Source organism: Pseudomonas orientalis, from assembly GCF_022807995.1.
GTDB classification, from domain to species: domain Bacteria; phylum Pseudomonadota; class Gammaproteobacteria; order Pseudomonadales; family Pseudomonadaceae; genus Aquipseudomonas; species Aquipseudomonas orientalis_B.
Genome location: NZ_CP094351.1, coordinates 4,472,099 through 4,495,284, shown reverse-complemented (window position 1 = coordinate 4,495,284; position 23,186 = coordinate 4,472,099). Strand labels below are relative to the sequence as shown.

At 59.0% G+C, this 23,186-nt stretch carries 22 protein-coding genes; 16 read left to right on the top strand and 6 right to left on the bottom strand.

Annotated features, from left to right (window positions below):
- The first annotated feature begins 2 nt into the window (after window positions 1-2).
- The 3 genes from MRY17_RS20010 to MRY17_RS20000 all read left to right on the top strand — a co-directional run bounded on the left by MRY17_RS20010 (window position 3) and on the right by MRY17_RS20000 (window position 3,659).
- Entirely contained in the window at window positions 3-1,163 is a 1,161-nt protein-coding gene (locus MRY17_RS20010) for an ABC transporter ATP-binding protein (RefSeq protein ID WP_181283311.1), read from the top strand.
- A gap of 203 nt (window positions 1,164-1,366) precedes the next feature.
- Window positions 1,367-2,713, top strand: coding sequence for a carbohydrate porin (locus MRY17_RS20005; protein ID WP_181283312.1), 1,347 nt, complete (start codon window positions 1,367-1,369; stop codon window positions 2,711-2,713).
- A 100-nt stretch (window positions 2,714-2,813) separates the two neighbouring features.
- Window positions 2,814-3,659 carry a D-hexose-6-phosphate mutarotase gene (locus tag MRY17_RS20000; RefSeq protein ID WP_181283313.1) on the top strand — a complete coding sequence of 282 codons (846 nt, stop codon included), beginning with the start codon at window positions 2,814-2,816 and terminating at the stop codon, window positions 3,657-3,659.
- Window positions 3,660-3,780: 121 nt separating this feature from the next.
- Here MRY17_RS20000 and MRY17_RS19995 read toward each other — a convergent pair whose 3' ends face one another.
- The gene (locus MRY17_RS19995) at window positions 3,781-4,641 is read right to left on the bottom strand and encodes a MurR/RpiR family transcriptional regulator (protein WP_170039859.1); all 861 of its coding nucleotides are present in this window, start codon (window positions 4,639-4,641) and stop codon (window positions 3,781-3,783) included.
- A 220-nt stretch (window positions 4,642-4,861) separates the two neighbouring features.
- Between MRY17_RS19995 and zwf the strand changes: the two genes are divergently transcribed.
- From zwf to MRY17_RS19980, 3 genes are read left to right on the top strand one after another with little or no spacing between them, the layout of a single operon-like run.
- Complete coding sequence (gene zwf / locus MRY17_RS19990; protein ID WP_181283314.1) at window positions 4,862-6,328, top strand: glucose-6-phosphate dehydrogenase; 1,467 nt, start codon at window positions 4,862-4,864, stop codon at window positions 6,326-6,328.
- Entirely contained in the window at window positions 6,315-7,028 is a 714-nt protein-coding gene (gene pgl / locus MRY17_RS19985) for a 6-phosphogluconolactonase (protein ID WP_243352743.1), read from the top strand. Before zwf ends, pgl begins: the two co-directional genes overlap by 14 nt.
- 17 nt (window positions 7,029-7,045) lie before the next feature.
- Window positions 7,046-7,711 (top strand): bifunctional 4-hydroxy-2-oxoglutarate aldolase/2-dehydro-3-deoxy-phosphogluconate aldolase, encoded by a 666-nt coding sequence (locus MRY17_RS19980; protein ID WP_065949399.1) that lies wholly within the window; start codon window positions 7,046-7,048, stop codon window positions 7,709-7,711.
- 198 nt (window positions 7,712-7,909) lie between these two features.
- On the opposite strand, the gene MRY17_RS19975 is transcribed toward MRY17_RS19980, so the two are convergent.
- Together MRY17_RS19975 and MRY17_RS19970 are read right to left on the bottom strand one after the other, a co-directional pair.
- Window positions 7,910-9,085, bottom strand: coding sequence for an aminotransferase class V-fold PLP-dependent enzyme (locus MRY17_RS19975; protein ID WP_243352742.1), 1,176 nt, complete (start codon window positions 9,083-9,085; stop codon window positions 7,910-7,912).
- A gap of 14 nt (window positions 9,086-9,099) precedes the next feature.
- Window positions 9,100-9,336 carry a DUF3820 family protein gene (locus tag MRY17_RS19970; protein ID WP_005790761.1) on the bottom strand — a complete coding sequence of 79 codons (237 nt, stop codon included), beginning with the start codon at window positions 9,334-9,336 and terminating at the stop codon, window positions 9,100-9,102.
- 205 nt (window positions 9,337-9,541) lie between these two features.
- Between MRY17_RS19970 and MRY17_RS19965 the strand changes: the two genes are divergently transcribed.
- Window positions 9,542-10,009 carry a ferritin-like domain-containing protein gene (locus tag MRY17_RS19965; protein WP_057723780.1) on the top strand — a complete coding sequence of 156 codons (468 nt, stop codon included), beginning with the start codon at window positions 9,542-9,544 and terminating at the stop codon, window positions 10,007-10,009.
- 96 nt (window positions 10,010-10,105) lie between these two features.
- Here the strand turns inward: MRY17_RS19965 and MRY17_RS19960 are convergent, their stop codons facing one another.
- The 3 genes from MRY17_RS19960 to MRY17_RS19950 form a co-directional block, all read right to left on the bottom strand.
- Entirely contained in the window at window positions 10,106-11,464 is a 1,359-nt protein-coding gene (locus MRY17_RS19960; protein WP_191956771.1) for a hypothetical protein, read from the bottom strand.
- A gap of 256 nt (window positions 11,465-11,720) precedes the next feature.
- Window positions 11,721-12,191, bottom strand: coding sequence for a MaoC family dehydratase (locus MRY17_RS19955; protein ID WP_034115694.1), 471 nt, complete (start codon window positions 12,189-12,191; stop codon window positions 11,721-11,723).
- A gap of 57 nt (window positions 12,192-12,248) precedes the next feature.
- Entirely contained in the window at window positions 12,249-13,193 is a 945-nt protein-coding gene (locus MRY17_RS19950; protein WP_243352741.1) for an alpha/beta hydrolase, read from the bottom strand.
- A gap of 212 nt (window positions 13,194-13,405) precedes the next feature.
- Here MRY17_RS19950 and fadD2 point away from each other — a divergent pair, with 212 nt between their 5' ends.
- The 9 genes from fadD2 to MRY17_RS19905 all read left to right on the top strand — a co-directional run bounded on the left by fadD2 (window position 13,406) and on the right by MRY17_RS19905 (window position 23,182).
- Entirely contained in the window at window positions 13,406-15,094 is a 1,689-nt protein-coding gene (gene fadD2 / locus MRY17_RS19945) for a long-chain-fatty-acid--CoA ligase FadD2 (RefSeq protein ID WP_191956769.1), read from the top strand.
- 380 nt (window positions 15,095-15,474) lie between these two features.
- On the top strand, window positions 15,475-17,166 hold the full coding sequence (gene fadD1, locus MRY17_RS19940; protein ID WP_243352740.1) for a long-chain-fatty-acid--CoA ligase FadD1: 1,692 nt from the start codon (window positions 15,475-15,477) through the stop codon (window positions 17,164-17,166).
- Window positions 17,167-17,533: 367 nt separating this feature from the next.
- Window positions 17,534-17,689, top strand: coding sequence for a hypothetical protein (locus tag MRY17_RS19935; RefSeq protein WP_164484914.1), 156 nt, complete (start codon window positions 17,534-17,536; stop codon window positions 17,687-17,689).
- Window positions 17,689-18,966 (top strand): YcaO-like family protein, encoded by a 1,278-nt coding sequence (locus tag MRY17_RS19930; RefSeq protein ID WP_342357003.1) that lies wholly within the window; start codon window positions 17,689-17,691, stop codon window positions 18,964-18,966. The genes MRY17_RS19935 and MRY17_RS19930 overlap by 1 nt, the downstream gene beginning before the upstream one ends.
- Window positions 18,967-18,979: 13 nt before the next feature.
- A complete protein-coding gene (locus tag MRY17_RS19925; protein ID WP_191952299.1) occupies window positions 18,980-19,645 on the top strand; it encodes a TfuA-like protein in 666 nt (221 codons plus the stop codon).
- A 7-nt stretch (window positions 19,646-19,652) separates the two neighbouring features.
- The gene (locus MRY17_RS19920) at window positions 19,653-20,417 is read left to right on the top strand and encodes an aKG-HExxH-type peptide beta-hydroxylase (RefSeq protein WP_191952298.1); all 765 of its coding nucleotides are present in this window, start codon (window positions 19,653-19,655) and stop codon (window positions 20,415-20,417) included.
- Between the two features lie 2 nt (window positions 20,418-20,419).
- Entirely contained in the window at window positions 20,420-20,695 is a 276-nt protein-coding gene (locus MRY17_RS19915; protein WP_191952297.1) for a MoaD/ThiS family protein, read from the top strand.
- A 1-nt stretch (window position 20,696) separates the two neighbouring features.
- Complete coding sequence (moeB, locus tag MRY17_RS19910; protein ID WP_191952296.1) at window positions 20,697-21,860, top strand: molybdopterin-synthase adenylyltransferase MoeB; 1,164 nt, start codon at window positions 20,697-20,699, stop codon at window positions 21,858-21,860.
- Window positions 21,857-23,182 carry an MFS transporter gene (locus tag MRY17_RS19905; RefSeq protein WP_191952295.1) on the top strand — a complete coding sequence of 442 codons (1,326 nt, stop codon included), beginning with the start codon at window positions 21,857-21,859 and terminating at the stop codon, window positions 23,180-23,182. Before moeB ends, MRY17_RS19905 begins: the two co-directional genes overlap by 4 nt.
- The last annotated feature ends 4 nt before the right edge of the window (window positions 23,183-23,186 follow it).

Sequence of the window (23,186 nt, the reverse complement as noted above, 5' to 3'; positions counted from 1 at the left end):
TCATGGCTACGCTTGAACTTCGCAATGTAAACAAGACCTATGGTGCCGGCCTGCCCGACACCTTGAAGAACATCGAGCTGTCGATCAAGGAAGGCGAATTCCTGATCCTGGTCGGCCCTTCGGGTTGCGGCAAGTCCACCTTGATGAACTGCATCGCCGGCCTTGAGACCATCTCCGGCGGCGCGATCATGATCGGTGATCAGGATGTGAGCGGCATGAGCCCCAAGGACCGTGACATCGCCATGGTGTTTCAGTCCTATGCGCTGTACCCGACCATGAGCGTGCGCGAGAACATCGAGTTCGGCCTGAAGATTCGCAAGATGCCCCAGGCCGACATCGATGCCGAAGTGGCGCGCGTGGCCAAGCTGCTGCAGATCGAACACCTGCTCAACCGCAAACCGGGCCAGCTCTCCGGCGGCCAGCAACAGCGCGTGGCCATGGGCCGGGCATTGGCGCGTCGGCCGAAGATCTACCTGTTCGACGAGCCGCTGTCGAACCTCGACGCCAAGCTGCGCGTCGAAATGCGCACTGAAATGAAGTTGATGCACCAGCGCCTGAAAACCACCACCGTCTACGTGACCCACGACCAGATTGAAGCGATGACCCTGGGCGACAAAGTGGCGGTGATGAAGGATGGGATCATCCAGCAATTCGGCACGCCGAAAGAAATTTACAACGACCCTGCCAACCTATTTGTGGCAAGCTTTATCGGTTCACCACCGATGAACTTCGTTCCCATGCGCCTAAAACGCCAGGACGGTGCTCTGGTGGCGGTGCTCGACAGCGGTCAGGCCCGTTGCGAGCTGGCGCTGAACATGAATGACGCAGGTTTGGAAGACCGCGATGTGATCCTGGGCCTGCGCCCGGAGCAGATCGTGCTGGCGGCGGGCGAGGGCAATGGCGCGTCGAGCATTCGTGCCGAAGTCCAGGTAACCGAGCCGACCGGCCCGGACACCCTGGTGTTCGTGCAGCTCAACGACACCAAGGTCTGCTGCCGTTTGGCGCCGGACGTGGCACCGCAGGTAGGTGAGACCCTGACCCTGCAATTCGACCCGGCCAAGGTGTTGCTGTTCGACGCCAAGACCGGTGAGCGATTGGGCACCGCAGCTGCATTGCCGGCACAGGGGCATGCCGGCAACGTGACCCAGTTCAAGGGTCGTTGAAGCAATTTGTAGGAGCGAGCTTGCTCGCGAAGGTCGTTAACGATGACGCAGCGCTTCTGGTTTAGCGTGGCGCTCTCGGGTTTTTCGCGAGCAAGCTCGCTCCTACAGTAATGTGATTAATGCTTAACTTGTTGTTTTGGCTAAAAAATGTAACCCGCGTTAGATAAAAACAGTTTAATAACAATAAAGACGAGGATGTAGGGATGAAAAAGCAACACAACAACACTCGGCTGTTCTGCCAACTGTCAGCAGCAGCAGCCCTTGTATTGTCCGCCAATGCGATGGCGGCCGATGCATTCAGTGCCGATTCCAAGTGGATGACCGGCGATTGGGGCGGCGAGCGTACCAAGCTGATCGAGCAAGGTATCGACATCAAGGCCGATTACGTCGGGGAAATGGGCTACAACGCCCACGGCGGCTACAACGACGACAAGACCGGTCGTTACTCCGACCAGTTCGGTCTGGGCGTGGCATTGGACCTGCAAAAGCTGTGGGGCTGGGATAACACCCAGGCCAAGATCCAGTTCACCAACCGTAATGGCCAGAACATCTCCAACGACCGTATTGGCGACCCGCGTGCCGGCACCTTGAGTTCGTCTCAGGAAGTCTACGGCCGTGGCCATATGGTGCGCCTGACCCAGTTCTGGGTTCAGCACCAGATGTTCGACAACAAACTCGACGTGAAGCTCGGCTACTTCGGCGAAGGCGAAGACTTCAACACCTTCCCGTGCGACTTCCAGAACCTGTCGTTCTGTGGCTCCCAGGTCGGCAACTACGTGAACACCTGGTACAACTGGCCAGTCAGCCAGGCTGCCATTCGCGTGAAGTACAACATCACGCCTGAGCTGTATGCACAGATTGGTGCCTACAACCAGAACCCGTCGCAACTGGAGCACGGCAACGGCTTCAAACTCAGCGGCAGCGGTACCAAGGGTACTGTGATTCCGGTGGAGTTGGTCTGGTCGCCGAAGGTCAACAACCTGCCGGGCGAATACCGTGTGGGTTACTACAAAAGCGCTGCCGATGCTCCGGATGTGCGTGAAGACGTCAACGGCAACGATGCGGTCCTCACTGGCGCAAGCTTCCGTACCCGCAGCAGCAAGAAAGGCTACTGGTTCGTTGCTCAGCAGCAACTCACCACGCACAACGGCGACGCTACCCGTGGCCTGAACATTGCCGCCAACGCGACCTTCCACGACAAGGAAACCAACCTGGTCGACAACTATCAGTCGTTGATGCTGGTGTACAAAGGCCCATTCGACGCGCGTCCAAAAGATGACGTCGGCATTGGCGTCGCTCGCCTGCACGTCAACGATGACGTGAAGAAGAACTCGGAGCTGCTCAATGCCGCCAACGGCGTCAGCGACTACGACAACCCGCTTTACACGCCGATTCGCGAGACCGAGTACAACGTCGAACTGAACTACGGCTTCCACGTCACCAACTGGCTGACCGTGCGTCCTAACCTGCAATATGTTGTCCAGCCTGGTGGCGTGGACAAAGTCGACAACGCGCTGGTGGCTGGCCTGAAAATCCAGTCTACGTTCTAACGCTGTTGCGATAAGCTCCTTCTCTCTGTGCGCATTTTGCGGGTAGCCATGGCTATCCGCTTTTTTTTGGGTGGCACTGTGATATTCGGAACCTGTGCAGATGCATGAGCAACCGCTGCAACGCTTTTTCAAGTCCCTGCGTGAGCGTCCGGTGTTCGCCTGGGAGCGCTTTCAGATGCGCGATGTGTTGGTGATCGACCATCCGCTGTGCCAGGCGGTGTTCAGTCGCCAGGGCGCGCAATTGCTGCACTTTCAGCCCACCGGCCAGAAACCCTGGCTGTGGTGTGCGGCCAAATGGCCGCAAGTCGGCGCGATCCGCGGTGGCGTGCCGGTATGCTGGCCCTGGTATGGCCGCCACCCCAGCGAAAACGCTTGGCCGTCCCACGGTTGGGCGCGCTTGATCGACTGGAAACTGCTCGACAGCAGCACCGATGACGAGGGCGTGCGCCTGCATTGGCAGTTGCAGTTGTGCGACTGGCAGGTGGACCTGCACGCACATTTGGGCCACACCCTGGAGTTGCGCCTTAGCACCGAGCATCAGGACGAGCTGCCGTGCCAGCTGAGTCATGCTTTGCACGCTTACTGGCGTATTGGTCACGTTGACGAGGTAGCGCTGTCTGGGCTCGACGGGGCGCAAGGTTATGATCAGCTCAACCGTCAGGTTTGCCAGCAGGAAGGTGAACTGCGGGTCGATGGCGGGTGCCAGCGGGTGTTCCAGCACGAGGGCGAATTGCAGCTCAAGGACCATGCCTGGCAGCGTGAACTGTGCATCGACACCGGCGACAGCGCCGACACGGTGGTGTGGCATCCGGGTAGCCGGCCGCTATTGGGCGTGAGTTTTAACGAAGCGTCAGGATTTGTGTGCGTGGAGTCGGCGATGGCCGGGGCGAGCCTGGCGCCCGGGGAGCGGGCGCATTTGAGTCTGCAGGCCAGGGCAGGGGTCTAGTGGTGTGGCTGATGGCCTCATCGGGGGCAAGCCCCCTCCCACTTTTGAATGGGTTCACAAATCAAAATGTGGGAGGGGGCTTGCCCCCGATGAGGCCAGTCAAGCCAGCACAGATGCTGACTCAGTTGAATTCATCCCCCACCGGATACCGGCTGTCATTCAAGCTCTCTTTGATCTTGCGCAAATGCGGCTGGAAATCCACGCCCCGGCGCAACGTCATCCCGGTCGCCAGCACATCGAGTACCGTCAGCTGAATGATCCGCGACGTCATCGGCATGTAGATATCGGTGTCTTCCGGCAGCGGAATGTTCAGGCTCACGGTACTGGCCTTGGCCAACGGCGAGTTCTCGGCCGTCACCCCCAGCACCGATGCGCCGTTTTCCCGCGCGATTCGCGCCACTTCCACCAACTCGCGGGTACGCCCGGTGTAGGAAATGATCACGAACAATTCACCGGTGTGGGCCACCGAGGCGATCATGCGTTGCATCAGCACGTCGGCATGGGCGGTCACCGCCAGGTTGAAACGGAAAAACTTGTGCAGCGCATCCATCGCCACCGGCGCCGAAGCGCCCAGGCCGAAAAAGTGGATCTGCCGCGCCTGGATCAACAAATCCACGGCCTTGCTGATCAGGGCCGGGTCCAGGGCCTGGCAGGCGCTGTCCAGGGAGGCAATGGCGCTGCCAAAGATCTTCTGGGTGTAAGCCTCGGGGTTATCGTCGGCTTCCACGGCGCGGCTGACATACGCCGCGCCACTGGCCAGACTTTGCGCCAGCTGCAATTTAAGTTCAGGGTAACCGCTGACGCCGAACGAACGGCAGAAGCGGTTGACCGTCGGTTCACTGACCGAGGCGGCCTGGGCGAGGGCGGCGATCGAGAAGCGGGTGGCCTGCTGCGGGTTGAGCAGGATGACCTCGGCGACTTTTTTCTCGGCCTTGTTCAATTCTTCGAGGCGGTTCCGGATCTGTTCCAGAAGATTTCGCACGCGGTCCATTCAGTCTTTCCTTCGGGCGACGATGCAAATAAAAAGGCGGTAACCAATCGATGAATGGCTTTTCGCGGTGGCCTATCCTACTGAGGGTAGCCGAACACCACCACACGCAATGCGTATTTGCGGAAAATGTTGTGGTTATTACTACATTTTTCCTTGAGTGATGCCTTGAAAAAAGGTATTTGTAGCTTAACTTGATAAAAGAACAAACATCATGCCTTCGATAACCGTGGAACCCTGCACCTTTGCCCTGTTTGGCGCGTTGGGTGATCTGGCGCTGCGCAAGTTATTTCCTGCTCTCTATCAACTCGATGGCGCCGGCCTCCTGCACGACGACACGCGCATCCTGGCCCTGGCCCGTGAAGCCGGCTCCGAGCAGCAGCACCTGGCCCATATCGAAAAAGAACTGCGCAAATACGTCGGCAAGGAACTCGACGAAGCCGTGGCCCAGCGTTTCCTGGCGCGCCTGGCGTATGTGCATGTCGACTTCATGAAGGCCGACGACTATGTCGGCCTTGCCGAAACAGCCGGCAGCGAACAGCGCCTCATCGCCTACTTCGCCACCCCGGCCGCCGTCTATGGCGCGATCTGTGAAAACCTGTCCAAGGTCGGCCTGGCAGAAAACACCCGCGTGGTGCTGGAAAAACCGATTGGTTCGGACCTGGAATCCTCGCGCAAGGTCAACGATGCGGTCGCGCAGTTTTTCCCGGAAAACCGCACCTACCGCATCGACCACTATCTGGGCAAAGAGACAGTCCAGAACCTGATCGCCCTGCGTTTCGCCAACAGCCTGTTCGAAACGCAGTGGAACCAGCACTACATTTCCCACGTGGAAATCACCGTGGCCGAGCAGGTCGGCATCGAAGGCCGTTGGGGCTACTTCGACAAGGCCGGCCAACTGCGCGACATGATCCAGAACCACCTGCTGCAGCTGCTGTGCCTGATCGCCATGGACCCGCCGGCCGACCTGTCCGCCGACAGCATCCGCGACGAGAAGGTCAAGGTGCTCAAGGCCCTGGCGCCGATCAGTCCGGAAGGCCTGACTACCCAGGTGGTGCGCGGCCAGTACATTGCCGGCTACAGCGCCGGTAAAGCCGTGCCGGGGTACCTGGAAGAAGAGAACTCCAACACCCAGAGCGACACCGAGACCTTCGTTGCCCTGCGCGCCGATATCCGTAACTGGCGTTGGGCCGGGGTGCCGTTCTACCTGCGTACCGGCAAGCGCATGCCGCAAAAGCTGTCGCAGATCGTCATCCACTTCAAGGAGCCATCCCACTATATCTTCGCCCCCGAGCAGCGCTTGCAGATCAGCAACAAGTTGATCATCCGCCTGCAGCCGGACGAAGGTATTTCCTTGCGCGTGATGACCAAGGAGCAGGGCCTGGACAAGGGCATGCAACTGCGCAGCGGTCCGCTGCAACTGAATTTTTCCGACACCTATCGCAGCGCACGCATCCCCGATGCCTACGAGCGTTTGCTGTTGGAAGTGATGCGCGGCAATCAGAACCTGTTTGTTCGCAAAGATGAAATCGAAGCCGCGTGGAAGTGGTGTGACCAGTTGATCGCCGGGTGGAAAAAATCCGGTGATGCGCCCAAGCCGTACGCGGCGGGGTCCTGGGGGCCGATGAGCTCGATTGCACTGATCACGCGGGATGGGAGGTCGTGGTATGGCGATATCTGAATTGAAACTGCCTCAGGGCGTAACCCCTCACGAGTACCGCACGCCGGTGCTGTTGGCGGAAGGCCTGGCGAATAATGTGGCCGAGCAACTGCGCGGGGCCATCAGTGCCCGTGGCGAAGCGACCCTGGTGGTGTCCGGTGGCCGCAGCCCCGTGGCGTTTTTCCAGCACCTGGCCAAGCAAGGCTTGGACTGGTCCAAGGTCACCGTCACCCTGGCCGATGAGCGCTGGGTGCCGGTAGAACACGCCGACAGCAATGCCGGTTTGTTGAAGCAGCACCTGTTGCAAGGCCCGGCGGCCAAGGCCAGGTTCCTCAGCCTGTACAGCGCCGCCGCCAACCTTGAAGACGCCGCCGAGCAGGCCGATCGCCTCCTGGCTGAACTGCCGGCCATTGACGTGCTGGTGCTGGGCATGGGCGACGACGGTCACACCGCCTCGCTGTTTCCCGACAGCCCGAACCTCGCCCAGGCGTTGCAGGCCGACGGTACCCGCCGTTGCTGGCCGATGCTGGCGCCGACCGTGCCGCACCAGCGCCTGACCATGAGTCGCGCATTGTTGGCGACGGCCCACTACACCGTGCTGTCGATTTCCGGCAGCTCGAAATTGACCACCTTGAGCGCCGCGCTGGCCGGTGACGACGTCGCCGCCATGCCGATTCGCGCGTTTTTGCAACCTACATTAGAGATTTACTGGTGCCCATGAGCCAAGGATCAGCCGCTATGAAAAGCCCTCAACCGACCGTGTCCATGGCGGATAAAGTTGCCCTGATCGACAGCCTCTGCGCCAAGGCGCGGATCCTGCCGGTGATCACCATCGCCCGCGAACAGGACATCCTGCCGCTGGCCGATGCCCTGGCAGCCGGTGGTCTGACCGCATTGGAAGTGACCCTGCGTTCCGAGTTCGGCCTCAAGGCCATTCAGGTGTTGCGCGAGCAGCGCCCTGAACTGTGCACCGGCGCCGGCACTGTGCTGGACCGTCATATGCTCGAAGCGGCAGAAGTGGCCGGCTCGCAATTTATCGTCACCCCCGGCATCACCCGCGATCTGCTGGAAGCCTCGGTGCACAGCCCGATTCCGCTGCTGCCCGGCATCAGCAATGCCTCCGGCATCATGGAAGGCTATGGCCTGGGCTATCGCCGCTTCAAGCTGTTCCCGGCCGAGGTCAGCGGCGGCGTGGCGGCGATCAAGGCCTTGGGCGGCCCGTTCGGCGAGGTGAAATTCTGCCCGACCGGTGGCGTCGGCCCGGCCAACATCAAAAGTTACATGGCGTTGAAAAACGTGATGTGCGTGGGCGGTAGCTGGATGCTTGATCCGGAGTGGGTGAGGAACGGCGACTGGGCGCGTATCCAGGAAGTCACCGCCGAGGCGCTGGCACTGCTGGACTGATCTGATTTACCGAATCGTTGTTGCTGTGCTTAACGGCATTTTTGCGGTGCACTTGGTCGGTGTACCGCTTTTTTTTGCCTGTAGATCCAGGCCACCACACATTCGAATGTGGGAGGGGGCTTGCCCCCGATAGCAGTGGTTCAGCCAATACATCTGGTGACTGATACACCGCCATCGGGGGCAAGCCCCCTCCCACATTTAATCCCTACTCAATTCGGTAATGGCGCTGACCAGCGTGCCGATGTCTTGCGCTGACGTCACCAACCCCGGCGTCACTCGAATACAGGTTCCAAACGCCGCGCCTGAGCGGGTTGTGGTGAATACGTCATACTCCTTGAGCAACCTGTCAACCATCACCTGCTGATCGCGCCCAATGAACTTGAACGCGGTAATCCCGCAATACACCCTCGGATCATCCGGCGTCAGCACCTCAATCCCCGGCAACTTACGCACCTGGCCCACCCACATGTCCCGCAGGTAGTTGACCCGCGCACCTTTGGCCGCCGAGCCACCCAGTTGCCGATGCTCTTCAAGCACCAATGGCAGGCTCATCAGTGCCGGAAAGTTCGGCGTGCTGTAGGACGTACGTGCCCGTACATCCGTGGCGGGGTAGTGGAATTCGCCCATGTCCGGGTCAATATCCGGCAGGCGTTCGGGGGCAATGTAAAGAAAGCCCAGGGTCAGCGGCGCGCCGATCCATTTGTGCAGGTTGAAGCCGGCGAACTGAATACCCAGTTCGCCAAGGTTGAAATCCATCTGGCCCAGGGCATGGGCGCCGTCGAGGATCACGTCGACTCCATGTTCACGCGCCGCCCTGGCAATCGCGGCCACCGGCATCACCAGGCCGGTACGGTGGGTGACGTGGGTCAGCGCCATCAGCTTGAGGCGCGGGTATTGGTTGAAAGTATTGCGATAAGTCTGCACCAGGCTGTCGAAACTGGCCGGGTGAGTATGGGAAATTTCGATCACCTCGACACCGCGCACGCCGGCTAGCCAGCGCATCGCGCCTTTGACCGTGTCGTACTCCAGATCGCTGATCAGCACCTGATCGCCCGGTTGCAGGCGGTTGTAGTTGCGGATCAGCGACTGCAAGGCTTCGGTGGCGTTGCGGGTGAAGGCCACCGAGTCGGGGTCCGCATTGATCAACGCGGCCAGCTGGCGGCGAATCTCGTTATTTTCCCCTTGCTCGAAGCGCTGACGCACATACACCGAGTTGCTGCGGTTGATAAACGCGACGTGCTCCAGGTACTGCACCTGGACTGCACGGCTCATGCGCCCGAAGTAACCGTTTTCCAGATTGATCGGGCCCGGCTCCAGTTCGTAGCGCTGGGCGATGGCCTGCCAGTGAGCTTCGTTGTTTGCATTCCTTGGCATGGCGTGGCTCTCAGTCAATGGCGAGGGGCGGGTTTACCGTGTTTAGCGCGCAACGGTTCGAGCAATTCGGCCAAGCCGTTGTGGTCGATTTCCTGCATCAAGGCCAGCAGACCGCCCAGTTCTCCGTGGGGAAATCCCTCGCGAGCGAACCAGTTCAGGTAAGGGCCGGGCAGGTCGGCGATGATCCGGCCCTTGTATTTGCCAAAGGGCATTTCGCGGGTTATCAGCAATTCGAGTTTTTCGGGGTTCATGGTTTTGGGCAGTGAAGACGAGGCCTTCGAAAATACAGGCATTCTGCATGAAGGCCAAATGACAGATCATGCAAATAACATACATACAGATGGTTCAATTATTCGTAAGTTACTGAATTACTTGATAAAAGTAATTTTTCAAAACCTGGCACGGGCGCTGCAATCATTAAGGCAACCTTCCTCAATCCACACAAGGAATTGAAAAATGACTGACATCAACAAAGAATCGATCTCCGTACTGAACGACCTGATCGAAACCAGCATCGATGGGCAGAAAGGTTTCAAAGAGTGCGCTGAAGACATCAAGCACCCTGAACTCAAAGCGCTGTTCGCCAAGCGTTCCGCCGATTGCGCCACTGCCGCTGCCGAGCTGAAAACCGCCGTGCGTGCCCTGGGTGGCGATCCGGAAGATTCCGGCAGCATGGCCGGTGCACTGCATCGCGGTTGGGTTGACGTGAAATCGATGATCACCGGTAAGGACGAAGAGTCTGTGTTGAACGAAGCCGAGCGCGGTGAAGACCACGCACTGAAGGCTTATCGTGAAGCGATCGAGAAGATCAACAAGCACAACCTGCTGGGCATTCGTGACCTGGTTGAACGTCAGTACCACGGCGTGCAACGTAACCACGACCAAGTCAAAGCCCTGCGTAACCAGGCACGTGCTCAGTCCTGATTCGGGCGCTGTACGGTTGCAGGCGCGTTGACTGATGTGGAACGCGCCATAAAAATCCGAGGTCCCCTTTGGGCCTCGGATTTTTTTCGCCTACCCTTAGCTCCTGTATTTTTTATAGGCATATACAGGATAAAAGTCTTTGGAGATCTGGTCGATTGGCGAGGGAAGCGTGGCGGTGCTGATGGGTTTGAGTCGAAACTTATTCCTGTTTTGAAACATCTCCCGCTCCTTATCATCCGGTGCAAATAAAAACACCATGCCCTCAATGTCGAGTACTCGGCCTATTTCATCCGCAACGCGTTCGGTAATAGGCGCCCCCATCAAGGTAATGATTTTAACTTGCTCGCAGGCTATGGGGAAATCGGGATCTTCGTAAGTAGCAACCGGCATGATATTCGGAATTGCACTGTGACGGTTGATACCGTTGGAAACGGGCTGTCGGTATAGATTCAGATTAACCGCTGCGTCGAAACCGGATATCAAGTTGCCCGCATGGATGCGTCCTTCCCCCCAGACATCAAGTAGCGGGATGGCGCGGTTAAGCGTTTGATAATGTTGGAACGCGTACGACAGCGTGTGGTCGTTGTTTCGATAGAAGCAATAAAGAAGCCCTTCATACTCCACCAGGCACGGACTGTTCGAGATACCGTCGTTCACGACGGTCTTATCAGGGCACCACGTTCCATTATCCAGATAATTTACACAAAGGCTGGCATGTTCGGACTTGACGGTACGTGCACTGAAGAGGCTGTCGTTATAGGTGTAAAGGGAAGGACTTTCCACCACATTGGCAGACAGACTCAGCTCATGAGACCACCGCATACCGTCAAACTTGATGCACCAGGCCGTGTGGGTGCTTGCCTTGTGATAGGCACAATAGAGTTCGCCCTTGTACACGGCGAGGGCGGGTGATTCTGTTATCTCAAGGCCATGGATACGCTCATCCTCGTTCCAGTCGGCGCCATTGAACGTCGAATACCACAGGGTGCCACGGTCTTCCTCCCAACCTTGATGGAAGCAATATAATTTATCCTGATAAACCGCCAGGCAGGGGGAGGTCAGGATACCTTTCTTCGTAGTGATGACGCTTGACCATGTGCTCCCGTCAAAGGTGGTGTACGTTAATTTTTGCGAATCTCCACCGGGGCGAAACGCGCAATAGATTTTATTATCGTATACCGCGACTGCGGGCGTACCGGTAACATATATATGTGGAATGGTGTGTTTGACAGTATTTTTCAACTGGCCCGAGGGCATGCGCTGAAAGATCAGGTAATCGACCTTGCCGTTGTCGAGGCTGCCATAATGTTGAATAAATACATACAGGTCGCCTTTGAAGACCACCGCGCTGATACTGGCCGATGATCTATCAGGCAGGTGTGTACCGCTGAACCAGGTTCCCGATTCCTTGAACGTGTTGTTTTCATAAATCACATTATCGAGTGGGTTTTTCATTTTATAGTCCTGGCGTGTTCTAAATACGTTGTCAGTCGAAAAGTTGAGAAGCGACTGAATAGGCAACCGGCAACTCGCAGTTGAAGCCTGTTGATTTTTATCGAACGTACAGAACCAGGCCAGTCCGTATTGCGGGCGATGGACGTGGGACAACGCTCTGTTCAATGAGCGTCGTTGAGGTCTATGTGTATTACTTTAGTTACCTTGTCGAGCAGGACGGCCAAAGGGGCGGCCGTCCCTTATCAGATGCGATGAATCAGCCAATGCTGATCGGCGGCAGCTCAGTCAGCGTTACAACTTGCTGCTTACGCGGCGCAAGAATCTCCGCCTCGCCATCCACTACCAGCTCATCACGCTGGTTGAATACGCGAGTGGCAATGCGCACACGAAACTTCGGCAGTTTCTCCAGGATTTCCAGGCGCACGGTCAGGGTGTCGCCAATCTTCACCGGCTTCTGAAAGCTCATCTGCTGACCGATATAAATGGTGCCCGGCCCAGGCAACTCGCAAGCCACGGCCGCACTGATCAGCGCACCACTGAACATGCCATGGGCGATACGCTCCTTGAACATGGTCGCTTTGGCATATTCGGCATCCAGATGCACCGGGTTGTGATCGCCGGACATGGCGGCGAACAACTGGATATCGCGCTCTTCGACGGTTTTGCTGAAGCTGGCGGTCTGGCCGACTTCGAGGGCCTCGTAGGGGGTATTGGTTACCTGGGTCATCTAAACGTGCATCCTGTGGCTGGTCGGTAAGTTAATCGGCTGATTTTAAACGTAAAGTCATTCGCAGCGGGTGGGCCTGGGCAAGGTCAGGGCGTGTTCGAGCCACGCCAGTACATCCGCAGTGACGCCGTCGCGGTTGGTTTCGTTGAACACTTCATGACGTGCCTGCGGGTAGATCGTCAATTGCAGGTGCTGGCAGCCGGCCTCGCGCAGGGCATGGGCCAGGCTTTTGAGACGCTTGCCTTCACTCACCGGATCACATTCACCGCCGATTATCAGAATCGGCAGGCCCGGATCGATCTGCGCGAGATTTGACGCTTTGCTGATGTGCTGCAAACCGCCGAGCAGGTCAACCCAGAGTTGATTGGTGCAGCGAAAACCGCACAGCGGATCATGGATGTACTTGTCGACTTCAACCGGGTCGCGGCTGAGCCAGTCGAAGGCGGTGCGATTGGGTTTGAACGCCTTGTTGAATGAGCCGAACGACAGAAAGTCAATCAACCCACTGCGCCCGCGCAAGCCCTGGCGCGCGCGCTCGATACGTGCAATCAGCCGCGCGGCGCGATACAGCGCCACCGGCTGGAAATTGGAACCGCTCAGAATTGCGCCGTGCAGGCTGGCGCTGTGATGCAGCATATAGGCCTGGGCGATATAGCTGCCCATGCTGTGGCCCAGCAAGATGATCGCAAGCTCCGGGTGCTGCTGGCCGATGTGCTGGTTGAGGCTGGCCAGATCGCCCACCACCTTGTTCCAGCCGTCGTTCTCGGCAAAAAGCCCCAGGGTGCCCTCATCGGCGGTACGGCCATGCCCGCGCTGGTCCAGCGCATATAAACCATAGCCGGCGCCGCACAATGCCTGGGCCAGGCGTGCATAGCGGCCGCTGTGCTCGGCCATGCCATGGGACAGCATCACCACGGCCTTGGGTGCAACGTCAGGCATCCATTGATTGACGTACAGCCGGCTGTGGTCGTTCGCGGTCAGCCAGACAGTGCTGTGGTTCATGGCGGTTCCTTTGCTCGGGGTCGTTGCAGTGTATAGCTCATCTGCCGCAAGGCGGGGTATCTGCCTACGCCTTAGCAACAAGATTCATACAATCAATGACACAGTTCAGCGTATTTGCCTGTTTGGCCATTACTGCTAACGTCCTCGAAGCTCCGCTCTTTATAGCTGCATAAAAAGCGGCCGGACCTGTTCAGGTAAAGAGGACAAGAATAATGCAACCTGATTTCTGGAATGACAAACGCGCCGCGGGCGTTCCCAATGACATCGACCTCAGCAGTTACACGTCGGTGATCGAAGTCTTCGAGCGCTCCTGCAAGACCTTTGCCGACCGTCCGGCGTTCAGCAACATGGGCATCACCCTGACCTACGCCGAGCTTGAGCGCCACAGCGCGGCGTTCGCCGGTTACCTGCAGCGGCACACCGACCTCAAGCCCGGCGAGCGCATCGCGGTACAGATGCCCAACGTGCTGCATTATCCGATTGCCGTGTTTGGCGCACTGCGCGCCGGGCTGATCGTGGTCAATACCAACCCGTTGTACACCCCGCGTGAAATGCGTCACCAGTTCAAGGACGCCGGCGTGCGGGCGCTGGTCTACCTCAACCTGTTCGGTTCGCGGGTTCAGGAAGTGTGTGCAGACACCGAAATCGACTACCTGATCGAAGCCAGGATGGGCGACTTCATGCCCGCCGCCAAGGGCTGGCTGGTCAACACACTGGTCGACAAGGTGAAGAAGATGGTCCCGGCCTACCACCTGCCGCGTGCGGTGTCGTTCAAGCGCGCCCTGGGCATGGGCGCCGGCCTGGGCGTGACCCGCCATCCGGTGACCCTCGATGACATCGCGGTGCTGCAATACACCGGAGGCACCACCGGCCTGGCCAAGGGCGCGATGCTCACCCATGGCAACCTGGTGGCGAACATGCAGCAGGTGCGGGCGTGCATGTCCCAGACCGGCGACGATGGTCACCCGTTGATCAAGGAAGGGCAGGAGGTAATGATTGCGCCGCTGCCGCTGTACCACATCTATGCGTTTACGGCGAATTGCATGTGCATGATGGTGTCCGGCAACCACAACGTGCTGATCACCAATCCACGGGACATTGGCGGGTTCGTCAAGGAGCTGAAAAAGTGGCGTTTCACCGGGCTGTTGGGGCTCAACACGTTGTTTGTGGCGCTGATGGACCATCCGGACTTCAAGAGCCTGGACTTTTCCCATCTCAAGCTGACCAACTCCGGCGGCACGGCGTTGATCAAGGCCACCGCCGAGCGCTGGCAGCACATCACCGGTTGTGCGATCGGCGAGGGCTACGGACTGACGGAAACCTCGCCGGTGGCCAGCACCAACCCTTATGGCGATAAGTCCCGACTGGGTACAGTCGGCATTCCGGTGCCGGCCACGGCCATGAAAGTGATCGATGACGAGGGCGCCGAGCTGCCGTTGGGCGAGCGCGGCGAACTGTGCATCAAGGGCCCTCAGGTAATGAAAGGCTATTGGCAGCAGCCGCAGGCCACCGCCGAAGCGCTGGACGCCGACGGTTGGTTCAAGACCGGCGACATCGCCGTGATCGATGCCGATGGTTTTATCCGTATTGTCGATCGCAAGAAAGACCTGATCATCGTGTCGGGCTTTAACGTGTACCCCAACGAAATCGAAGACGTGGTGATGGCGCATCCGGCAGTGGCCAACTGCGCGGTGATCGGCGTGCCGGACGAGCGTACCGGGGAGGCGGTGAAACTGTTTGTGGTGGCGCGTGCCCAAGGGGTGACCCTTGAGGAGTTGAAGGCGTACTGCAAGACCAACTTCACCGGGTACAAGGTGCCCAAGCATATCGTGCTCAGGGATTCGCTGCCGATGACGCCGGTGGGCAAGATTCTGCGCCGGGAGCTGCGCGACATCGCCTGAATTGAAATGAGGTTGAAATGTGGGAGGGGGCTTGCCCCCGATAGCAGTGGTTCAGTCAATAGATTGGTGACTGATACACCGCCATCGGGGGCAAGCCCCCCTCCCACATGTGTTATTTGTCGCCCAGTAAGCCCATTCCAGAGCGGATCCCCGCGATATAGAATCTTTGCTCTAAAAATGACCATTGGATATTCTTGAGTCATGTTTATGACTGTAGGGCCCTCTTTTGGCTCTAGGCGGCCCTTGGCAAAGCTGCTACTCTCGGCGCGCTTTGTGACGTCTAGGCCTGCTTGAAAGCGCCAGATTCACCTTGAAACACACACCAATAATAATCGCATCAAATGCGATGATGAATTCGCGTCGCTGAGGAGTGGGCTTCCATGAACGAAGACTTTTGGAAGGATAAGTACCCCGCCGGGATTGCTGCACAAATCAATCCGGACGAGTATCCGAATATTCAGGCGGTACTGAAGCAGTCCTGCCAGCGCTTCGCCAACAAACCGGCTTTCAGCAACCTGGGCAAGACCATCACCTACGGTGAACTGTACGAATTGTCCGGCGCATTTGCCGCCTACCTGCAACAGCATACCGACTTGAAGCCCGGCGATCGAATCGCCGTGCAACTGCCCAACGTACTGCAGTACCCGGTCGCCGTTTTCGGTGCCATCCGCGCCGGGCTGATCGTGGTCAACACCAACCCGCTGTACACCGCGCGGGAAATGGAACATCAATTCAACGACTCCGGGGCCAAGGCTCTGGTCTGCCTGGCCAACATGGCGCACCTGGCTGAAAAAGTCGTGCCCAAGACCGCCGTCAAACACGTGATCGTGACCGAAGTGGCCGACCTGTTGTCGCCGTTCAAGCGCCTGTTGATCAACAGCGTGATCAAGTACGTGAAAAAAATGGTCCCGGCGTATCACTTGCCGCAAGCGATCAAGTTCAATGACGTGCTGGCCAAGGGGCACGGCCAGACGGTCAGCGATGCCAACCCGGCCAGCGGCGATGTGGCGGTGTTGCAATACACCGGCGGCACCACCGGCGTGGCCAAGGGAGCGATGCTCACCCACCGCAACCTGGTTGCCAACATGCTGCAATGCAAGGCGCTGATGGGCTCCAACCTCAATGAAGGGTGCGAAATCCTGATCACGCCGCTGCCGCTGTACCACATCTATGCGTTCACCTTTCATTGCATGGCGATGATGCTGATCGGCAACCACAACATCCTGATCAGCAACCCGCGCGACCTGCCGGCGATGGTCAAGGAGCTGTCGAAGTGGAAGTTCAGCGGCTTTGTCGGCCTCAACACGCTGTTCGTGGCGCTGTGCAACAACGAAGGTTTCCGCAAGCTGGATTTCTCCGCGCTCAAGGTCACCCTGTCAGGCGGCATGGCGCTGCAACTGGCGGCGGCCGAACGCTGGAAGGCCGTGACCGGTTGCGCCATCTGCGAGGGCTACGGCATGACCGAAACCAGCCCGGTGGCCACCGTGAACCCGATCCAGCATATCCAGATCGGTACCATTGGCATTCCGGTGCCTTCCACCGTGTGCAAGGTTATTGCCGACGACGGCACTGAGCTGGCGCTGGGCGAAACCGGCGAGCTGTGCGTCAAAGGTCCGCAAGTGATGAAGGGCTACTGGCAGCGTGAAGATGCCACCGCCGAGATGCTCGACAGCGAAGGCTGGCTGAAGACCGGTGACATCGCGATCATCCAGCCCGACGGCTACATGCGTATTGTCGACCGCAAGAAGGACATGATCCTGGTCTCGGGCTTCAACGTGTACCCCAACGAACTGGAAGACGTGCTGGCCGGCCTGCCGGGCGTATTGCAATGCGCGGCCATCGGCGTACCGGATGAAAAGTCCGGGGAGCACATCAAGTTGTTCATCGTGGTCAAGCCGGGGGCCACCCTGACCAAGGAGCAGGTGATGGAGCACATGCGCGCCAACGTCACCGGCTACAAGGTGCCCAAGGCCGTTGAGTTCCGCGATGCATTGCCGACTACCAACGTGGGCAAGATCCTGCGGCGTGAATTGCGCGATGAAGAGCTGAAGAGGCTCGGCGTGAAGAAATAATGTGATTGCCGTTAAGAAGACCCGTACTTAGTGAAGTACGGGTTTTTTTTTGCCTGTAATCTACGACTTTGCATTGATTGCATATTGCCACTTTTAAAGCTGATGATAAGAAATCAGGTTGTTTCGACAATCTGTGAAAGTTGAAAATTTCGCGGCTGAATCCCTGCCCTGACTGGGCAAAGTGGCTGTCATTAAAAATTTACCTTCACGTGACTACAAAATCTTGTAGTTGAGCGTGGCCGTGTACTGCTCTAAAACTCTCCTGGCTGTTTCAGGGATGACACATTGTCGCAGTGGCGTTAATCCAGCGGTATATCCCTGTTGCACGATAGCCGATAACGGCATTCAATTATTCAAGGAGAACATCATGAATAACGCAACTAACGAAACATTCGCACTTGACGCTTCTGCTGTAGAAGCATTTGCCGATATCCTGAATGACGAAGGACAAATGCGCGCCGGGTTTGTTATTCACGAATCCAACAACAATATCTCTGCCGATATTGAAGACGCCGGCAAGTAATGCGGCGCGTGCTATTCGATGACTCGAATAGCACGCACTTACGGATCAGTTATTCAACAGGCCATTACATGTATCGCATGACGTCAAGTTTGCGCAAAGCCTCATTGGCCGACACGTTGTCCCATGCCAGGAAACTTGCTGTGCAGTTTGGTATTACGCGAGTGACCAATACCACCTGGCTGGACAAGATCGGTATTCCGGTATTCGCCAGTATTCGCCCCGACGCGGTCGAAGGTTCGCTGTGCGTCAGCGCGGGGAAGGGCATGCGCGCCGAGGAAGCGCAGGTCGGTGCGTACATGGAGGCGATTGAATTTGCCATCGCCGAATATCGCAACCGCAACATTGAAGTGTTCTTTTCCACGCCGCGTAAAGTGGCGGCACAAGCGGGCTTTGCCCACGAATTCGTTGATTTTTGCCCGATCCTCGGTGCACCGATCGACCCCGATGGCCCCCTGGCCTGTGTCGAGGCCGAGGACGTTGCCACCGGCCGCACGTTTGCCGTGCCCGCCGAATTGATTTTTTCACCGTTCAGCGAAAACCAGGGGCAGCGCATTTTCGGCACCAGCACCAATGGACTCAGCTCCGGTAACAGCGTGGATGAAGCCAGCGTGCACGGCATTGCCGAAATCGTCGAGCGCGACGTGCAAGCCTTCAATTTCATGAAAGACACCTCGCGTCTGATGCTGCGCGATTGTCCGGTCCCGACCCTGGACCCCTTGTTCAGCCGGGTGGAAGCCGCAGGGTTGGACGCCGTGGTGCGTTACACCCCCAGCGTGATCGGCCTGCCTTATGTCCAGGGCTTCATCCTCGAGCCGTCCGATGACGCGCCCATCGCCATTTCCTGCGGTTCCGGCCTGCATCTGTGCCGGGACATCGCCTCGGTCAGGGGGCTCGCCGAGGCTGCCCAGTCGCGGCTCTCGTATATTCACGGCGGCCGCGACGACCTGATCGAGCGCTTCAAGTACTTCTCCGCCAGTGACCGCCAGGCCGAGTTGGACGCGGTGGCGCGCCTGCGCAGCCACGTGAACGATTCGCGTGAGGCCATCGCCTATTCGGCGATCGAGGACGCCAACGCGCAGATCGACAGTATCGATTCTGCCTTGGAATGTCTGCTTGAGCGCCTGCGCCACCAGGGATTCAGCCAGGTACTGCGCGTTGTACTGAGTAAAAACGATTCCCCGTTGGCCGTCGTCAAGATGGTCATTCCAGGCATGGAGTCGTTCCAGCCGGCACTCAAGCGCGCAGGCCCGCGCCTGTCGCGCTATATCTCACGCTAGGGAAGGAGCCCCCATGAAACTGCATTTATTCGTAGGGCCGACGGCAGCGGGATTGGCGCCGGGCGTGCTGGAGCAGCGTGACGTGATCCTGCATGCGCCGGCCCGACGCGGCGACGTACAGGCGCTGGTCGAGCAATACCCGCAACCAGGCTGCATCGCCATCGTGGACGGTACATTCCACAGCTTTCCTTCCGTAGGCCACATCGAGATCCGTCGCGCCATCGAGCAGGGCTGGAATATCTGGGGCCTGGCGTCCATGGGCGCGATCCGAGCCAGCGAGATGCGTTTGCTCGGCATGCAGGGCTACGGGGTGGTCTACGGGCATTACCGCGATGATCCAGAGTTCGACGACGATGAGGTCACGCTGGTGCACGAAATCGACGCGCCCTATCGCGCCATGTCCGAGCCGCTGATCCATGTGCGTGGCTTTGTCGCCGCGCTGGTGGAACAGCAGACTCTTTCGGCGGATAACGCCCACGCGATTATCCGCGACCTCAAGGAGCGTTGGTACGCCGAGCGGACCTTGTCCCGGTTGAGAAAACTGCTGCTGGCCTGCGCCGAGATGACACAACCGCAAGTTGACGACGCGCTGGCGGGCTTCAAGGCGTTTCGCGTCAAGAGCCAGGACTTGCAGGGCTTTTTGTCATCGCGCTGCTGGCACAGCGGATCCGAAGGCTGAATGGCCGATGAACCCGAGCCTGTTTTTCGACACCGTGGGTGGCCTGCCCTTTATCGATGACGACGTACGCCCCGCCACGTTGTTGGCAGCGGTCGCCTGCAGCCGGCGCAACTCGGACCCGCAGGCGCATGACGACTTGGCGGATTACCTGGACCCGGGCAATGCACGCGCGCTGTTCAAGCGCTTGGCTACCAGCCAGGTCGAGGAGTTCGAATCCATCGACTGCTCTGCGGCCGAGCAACAGGCAATCCAGACCGCCACCGCACGCGTCTGTGGGGTGAACCCGGCCTGGAGCAGTTTTTTCACTGTCCCGATTCGCTACCGCAAGCTCTTGCAGCCCATGAGCAGCTCCACCAGCGCGTTGATCCCCCAGACCATTTACCTGGGCGAGCGTGCGTTCGATTCGCACATCCCGCTTGAAGAAACCCTGGTGCATGAACACGCGCACATCTGGTTGAACTTCCTGATGGAGGTCTATGACCTGCAGACAGCCGGGGCGCCCAGGGACTACGTGCTGCCCTCGGGCACGCGCGGCAAGACCCTGCGGGGTGTGTTGGCGGCCGCGCATTTTGCCGCAGCGGCCCTTAAATACTACCGCGATCTGTACGGCCCCCAGGCGCGCACGCAGCGCCAGTCTTACCTGCACAAGTACTTGGCCGGTTGCCTGCAAGTCGCCGCCCAGCGCCCCAGTTTCACGCCCATGGGCCGTCGGGTGTTCGGTGCACTGCAAGCCTGGCATCAGCCTCTTATCGAATCCCTGCAAGGAAACTGACCATGCCCCAAATCATTATTGCCAGCCAATTTGCCGACCTGACCGATGGCCGAAAATCCTGGTCTTCAGCCTGCACTGACGCGCTGCAACTGATGGACGGCTTGCGCAGCGAGGAGCCGCTTTTGTTCAGCGCCATCGTTGAAGGCGATTACCGTCTCAAGCCTTTCATCAGCCTGGTCATTGACGATATTCCCTACGCCGACCAAGAGGCCTGGAGCGAAATCTCCCTGCGCCCGGACTCCACGGCGTTGATCATCAGTGCCGTGGCGGGAGGCTGATATGACGCACGCGCAATTCAGTCAGCAGGAACAGGCCCAGTATGCCCGTCACTTTCTGGTCAAGGGTTTCGGCAGCGAGGGCCAGGCCCGGCTCAAGGCGGGCAGGGTGCTGGTGGTGGGCGCCGGTGGGCTGGGTTGCCCGGCCCTGATGTACCTGGCGGCCGCAGGCGTGGGTCATATCGGCATCGTGGAAGACGACACCGTCGACGTCAGTAACCTGCACCGTCAGTTGTTGTTCGGCGTTGACGATGTGGGTTCGCCCAAGGGCGCTGTGGCGCGTCGCAGACTGCTGGATAACAACCCCCACATCGACATCGTGCATATCGATGAGCGGCTGGACGAAGGCAACGTGTCGGCCTATGTGCAAGGCTACGACGTGATACTCGATGCCACCGACAACTTCACCACCAAATACCTGCTCAATGATGCCTGCTACCTCGCGGGCAAGCCTCTGGTCTATGCCTCGATCAGCCAGTTCGAAGGGCAGGTCGCGGTGTTCAATGTGCCGGACGCGACGGGCCGATGTTCGACCAATCTGCGCGATATTTTTCCTGAACCGCCACCGGCCGGGCTGGCGCAGAATTGTGGTGAGGCCGGGGTTCTGGGGGTATTGCCCGGGATCATCGGCTCGATCCAGGCACTTGAAGCGATCAAGATTCTCAGTGCGGTAGGGGAGCCGTCGATCAACCGATTGATGCTGTTCGACGCACTGAGTCTGCAGTTGCGCCAAGTGTCGATTCGCCATCGCGCCAGTAATCCGCTCAGTGGCGAGCACCGGCTTATTCGCGAGCCGCAAGCCATCGCCGCCAACTGCGCGGTGGCCGTCGGCGCGCAATACGCGATCTCTGCCCAGGCGCTGGAGCAGCGGTTGCTCAGCGATGAAGCGTTGCAATTGATTGATGTACGCGACGGGCATGAGCATCTGAGCCTGTCCTTGGGCGGAATCAATATGCCCTTGAGCGAATTGCCACAGCACCTGGCCCGAGGGCTCGCGGCCATCGACACCGTGATCTACTGCAAAAGCGGCGTGCGCAGCGTGAAGGCGCTGCACGCGATCAGCGCCGTGGTCGGCAGCGGGCGCTGTCGCAGTTTGACCGGGGGCCTTGACGCTTATCTCGCCGCCGGTTGCCAGCAGCGCCTGCGCCGTGCCGAGGCGGGGCGATGAGCAGTCCTTCCCTGGGCGGGCTGGGGCGCGATTTTTATCTGATCCAATTGGCCGCGTTCCTGAATGCGGTGGGCACGCGCTGCGGTCAGTTCGCAATCGCCTGGTGGGTGCTCGGAAAAACCGCCGACCCGCTCGCCTTTGCAGGCTTTGTCGCGGTTGCCACCCTGGCCGATGTGGTGTCCCGCGCGGTGTTTGGCTGGTTGGGTGACCAGTATGATCGCCAGCGCTTGCTGGTGGGTTGCTATACCGTCAGCGCTGTCACGACGCTGGTGCTGGCGGTGCTGGGCACCCAGGACCTCTACCTGCCGTGGTTGATTGCCGGCTGCCTGGCGATTTCCGGAGTGGCCATCGGCATTCGCGATCCGCTGCAGATGAGCCTGGCCTCGGTACTGGTGGCTGCGGACAGGGTCAGCGATGCGGTGCGCCTGAGAAGTATCGTCGGCTCATCGTCCGCGCTGACGGGGCCGCTGGCGGCCGGGATTTTGCTGGGCCCGCTGGGCGTGGTGGGGACGCTCTGGCTCAATTCACTGGCGGTGCTCGTGGCCCTGGCGCTGATTGTGCGGGTGAGGGCGCCTGGCGCCAGCCACACACCTGGTGCGCGGCAGCTGTCGTACCTGGCGACCTGGTATACGCGCACCCGTGAGGGGTTTACCGCGCTCTACCGGGTCAAGCCCGAGTGGAACCTGAGCCTGCTCGCGTTCATCGTCAACTTTTCGCTGTATCCCCTGTTTGCCGTGTTGTTTCCGGTGCTGATCAATCGCCATTTTCCTCAGCACTTATGGTTGATTGCCGTGACCGAAGGCGCCTTCGCGGTGGGGTTGTTGGCCGGCAGCCTGTTGCTGGTCAAGCGCGCCAATGCCCGTTGGGGTCGCCCGCGAGTCGTATTTGCCGGTTTTCTGCTGGTGGGGCTGGCGATGGTGGGGTGTGGGCTGTTCAGCCAGTTCTTCCACGCCCGGCCCGCCTGGTTCGCCAGCGTGACCGTGCCGTTGCTGTTTGCCGGCGGCATCGGCCTGGTCATGGTGACCGTCAATACGTCCACCGTGCGCATGCTGGCCACACCCGACAGCTACCGCAACCGCATCGGGTCGGCGACTTCATTTGTGTCTGGCATGGTGATTCCGTTTGGCGCGTTGGTGGGTGGAGCGTTTTCTGAAGCGCTGGGTGTGAGCTACGCCATGATCGCCCTGGGCCTGCTCATCATTCTCGCCGCCATCCCCTGCATGTTCAGCGCGGTACTGGTGCGCGTACTGGGGATGGGCGATGAGCAGATCAAGAACATCTACAAGGATTTTTACCCTGATGCTTTCCCGGATTTAAGGTGAACAA

What these genes read in the sequence shown, in the direction of transcription:
- MRY17_RS20010 (WP_181283311.1), top strand. Translation starts at nt 3, where the DNA reads ATGGCTACGCTTGAACTTCGCAATGTAAACAAGACCTATGGTGCCGGC.
- MRY17_RS20005 (WP_181283312.1), top strand. Translation starts at nt 1,367, where the DNA reads ATGAAAAAGCAACACAACAACACTCGGCTGTTCTGCCAACTGTCAGCA.
- MRY17_RS20000 (WP_181283313.1), top strand. Translation starts at nt 2,814, where the DNA reads ATGCATGAGCAACCGCTGCAACGCTTTTTCAAGTCCCTGCGTGAGCGT.
- zwf (WP_181283314.1), top strand. Translation starts at nt 4,862, where the DNA reads ATGCCTTCGATAACCGTGGAACCCTGCACCTTTGCCCTGTTTGGCGCG.
- pgl (WP_243352743.1), top strand. Translation starts at nt 6,315, where the DNA reads ATGGCGATATCTGAATTGAAACTGCCTCAGGGCGTAACCCCTCACGAG.
- MRY17_RS19980 (WP_065949399.1), top strand. Translation starts at nt 7,046, where the DNA reads ATGAAAAGCCCTCAACCGACCGTGTCCATGGCGGATAAAGTTGCCCTG.
- MRY17_RS19975 (WP_243352742.1), bottom strand. Translation starts at nt 9,085, where the DNA reads ATGCCAAGGAATGCAAACAACGAAGCTCACTGGCAGGCCATCGCCCAG.
- MRY17_RS19970 (WP_005790761.1), bottom strand. Translation starts at nt 9,336, where the DNA reads ATGAACCCCGAAAAACTCGAATTGCTGATAACCCGCGAAATGCCCTTT.
- MRY17_RS19965 (WP_057723780.1), top strand. Translation starts at nt 9,542, where the DNA reads ATGACTGACATCAACAAAGAATCGATCTCCGTACTGAACGACCTGATC.
- MRY17_RS19960 (WP_191956771.1), bottom strand. Translation starts at nt 11,464, where the DNA reads ATGAAAAACCCACTCGATAATGTGATTTATGAAAACAACACGTTCAAG.
- MRY17_RS19955 (WP_034115694.1), bottom strand. Translation starts at nt 12,191, where the DNA reads ATGACCCAGGTAACCAATACCCCCTACGAGGCCCTCGAAGTCGGCCAG.
- MRY17_RS19950 (WP_243352741.1), bottom strand. Translation starts at nt 13,193, where the DNA reads ATGAACCACAGCACTGTCTGGCTGACCGCGAACGACCACAGCCGGCTG.
- fadD2 (WP_191956769.1), top strand. Translation starts at nt 13,406, where the DNA reads ATGCAACCTGATTTCTGGAATGACAAACGCGCCGCGGGCGTTCCCAAT.
- fadD1 (WP_243352740.1), top strand. Translation starts at nt 15,475, where the DNA reads ATGAACGAAGACTTTTGGAAGGATAAGTACCCCGCCGGGATTGCTGCA.
- MRY17_RS19935 (WP_164484914.1), top strand. Translation starts at nt 17,534, where the DNA reads ATGAATAACGCAACTAACGAAACATTCGCACTTGACGCTTCTGCTGTA.
- MRY17_RS19930 (WP_342357003.1), top strand. Translation starts at nt 17,689, where the DNA reads ATGCGGCGCGTGCTATTCGATGACTCGAATAGCACGCACTTACGGATC.
- MRY17_RS19925 (WP_191952299.1), top strand. Translation starts at nt 18,980, where the DNA reads ATGAAACTGCATTTATTCGTAGGGCCGACGGCAGCGGGATTGGCGCCG.
- MRY17_RS19920 (WP_191952298.1), top strand. Translation starts at nt 19,653, where the DNA reads ATGAACCCGAGCCTGTTTTTCGACACCGTGGGTGGCCTGCCCTTTATC.
- MRY17_RS19915 (WP_191952297.1), top strand. Translation starts at nt 20,420, where the DNA reads ATGCCCCAAATCATTATTGCCAGCCAATTTGCCGACCTGACCGATGGC.
- moeB (WP_191952296.1), top strand. Translation starts at nt 20,697, where the DNA reads ATGACGCACGCGCAATTCAGTCAGCAGGAACAGGCCCAGTATGCCCGT.
- MRY17_RS19905 (WP_191952295.1), top strand. Translation starts at nt 21,857, where the DNA reads ATGAGCAGTCCTTCCCTGGGCGGGCTGGGGCGCGATTTTTATCTGATC.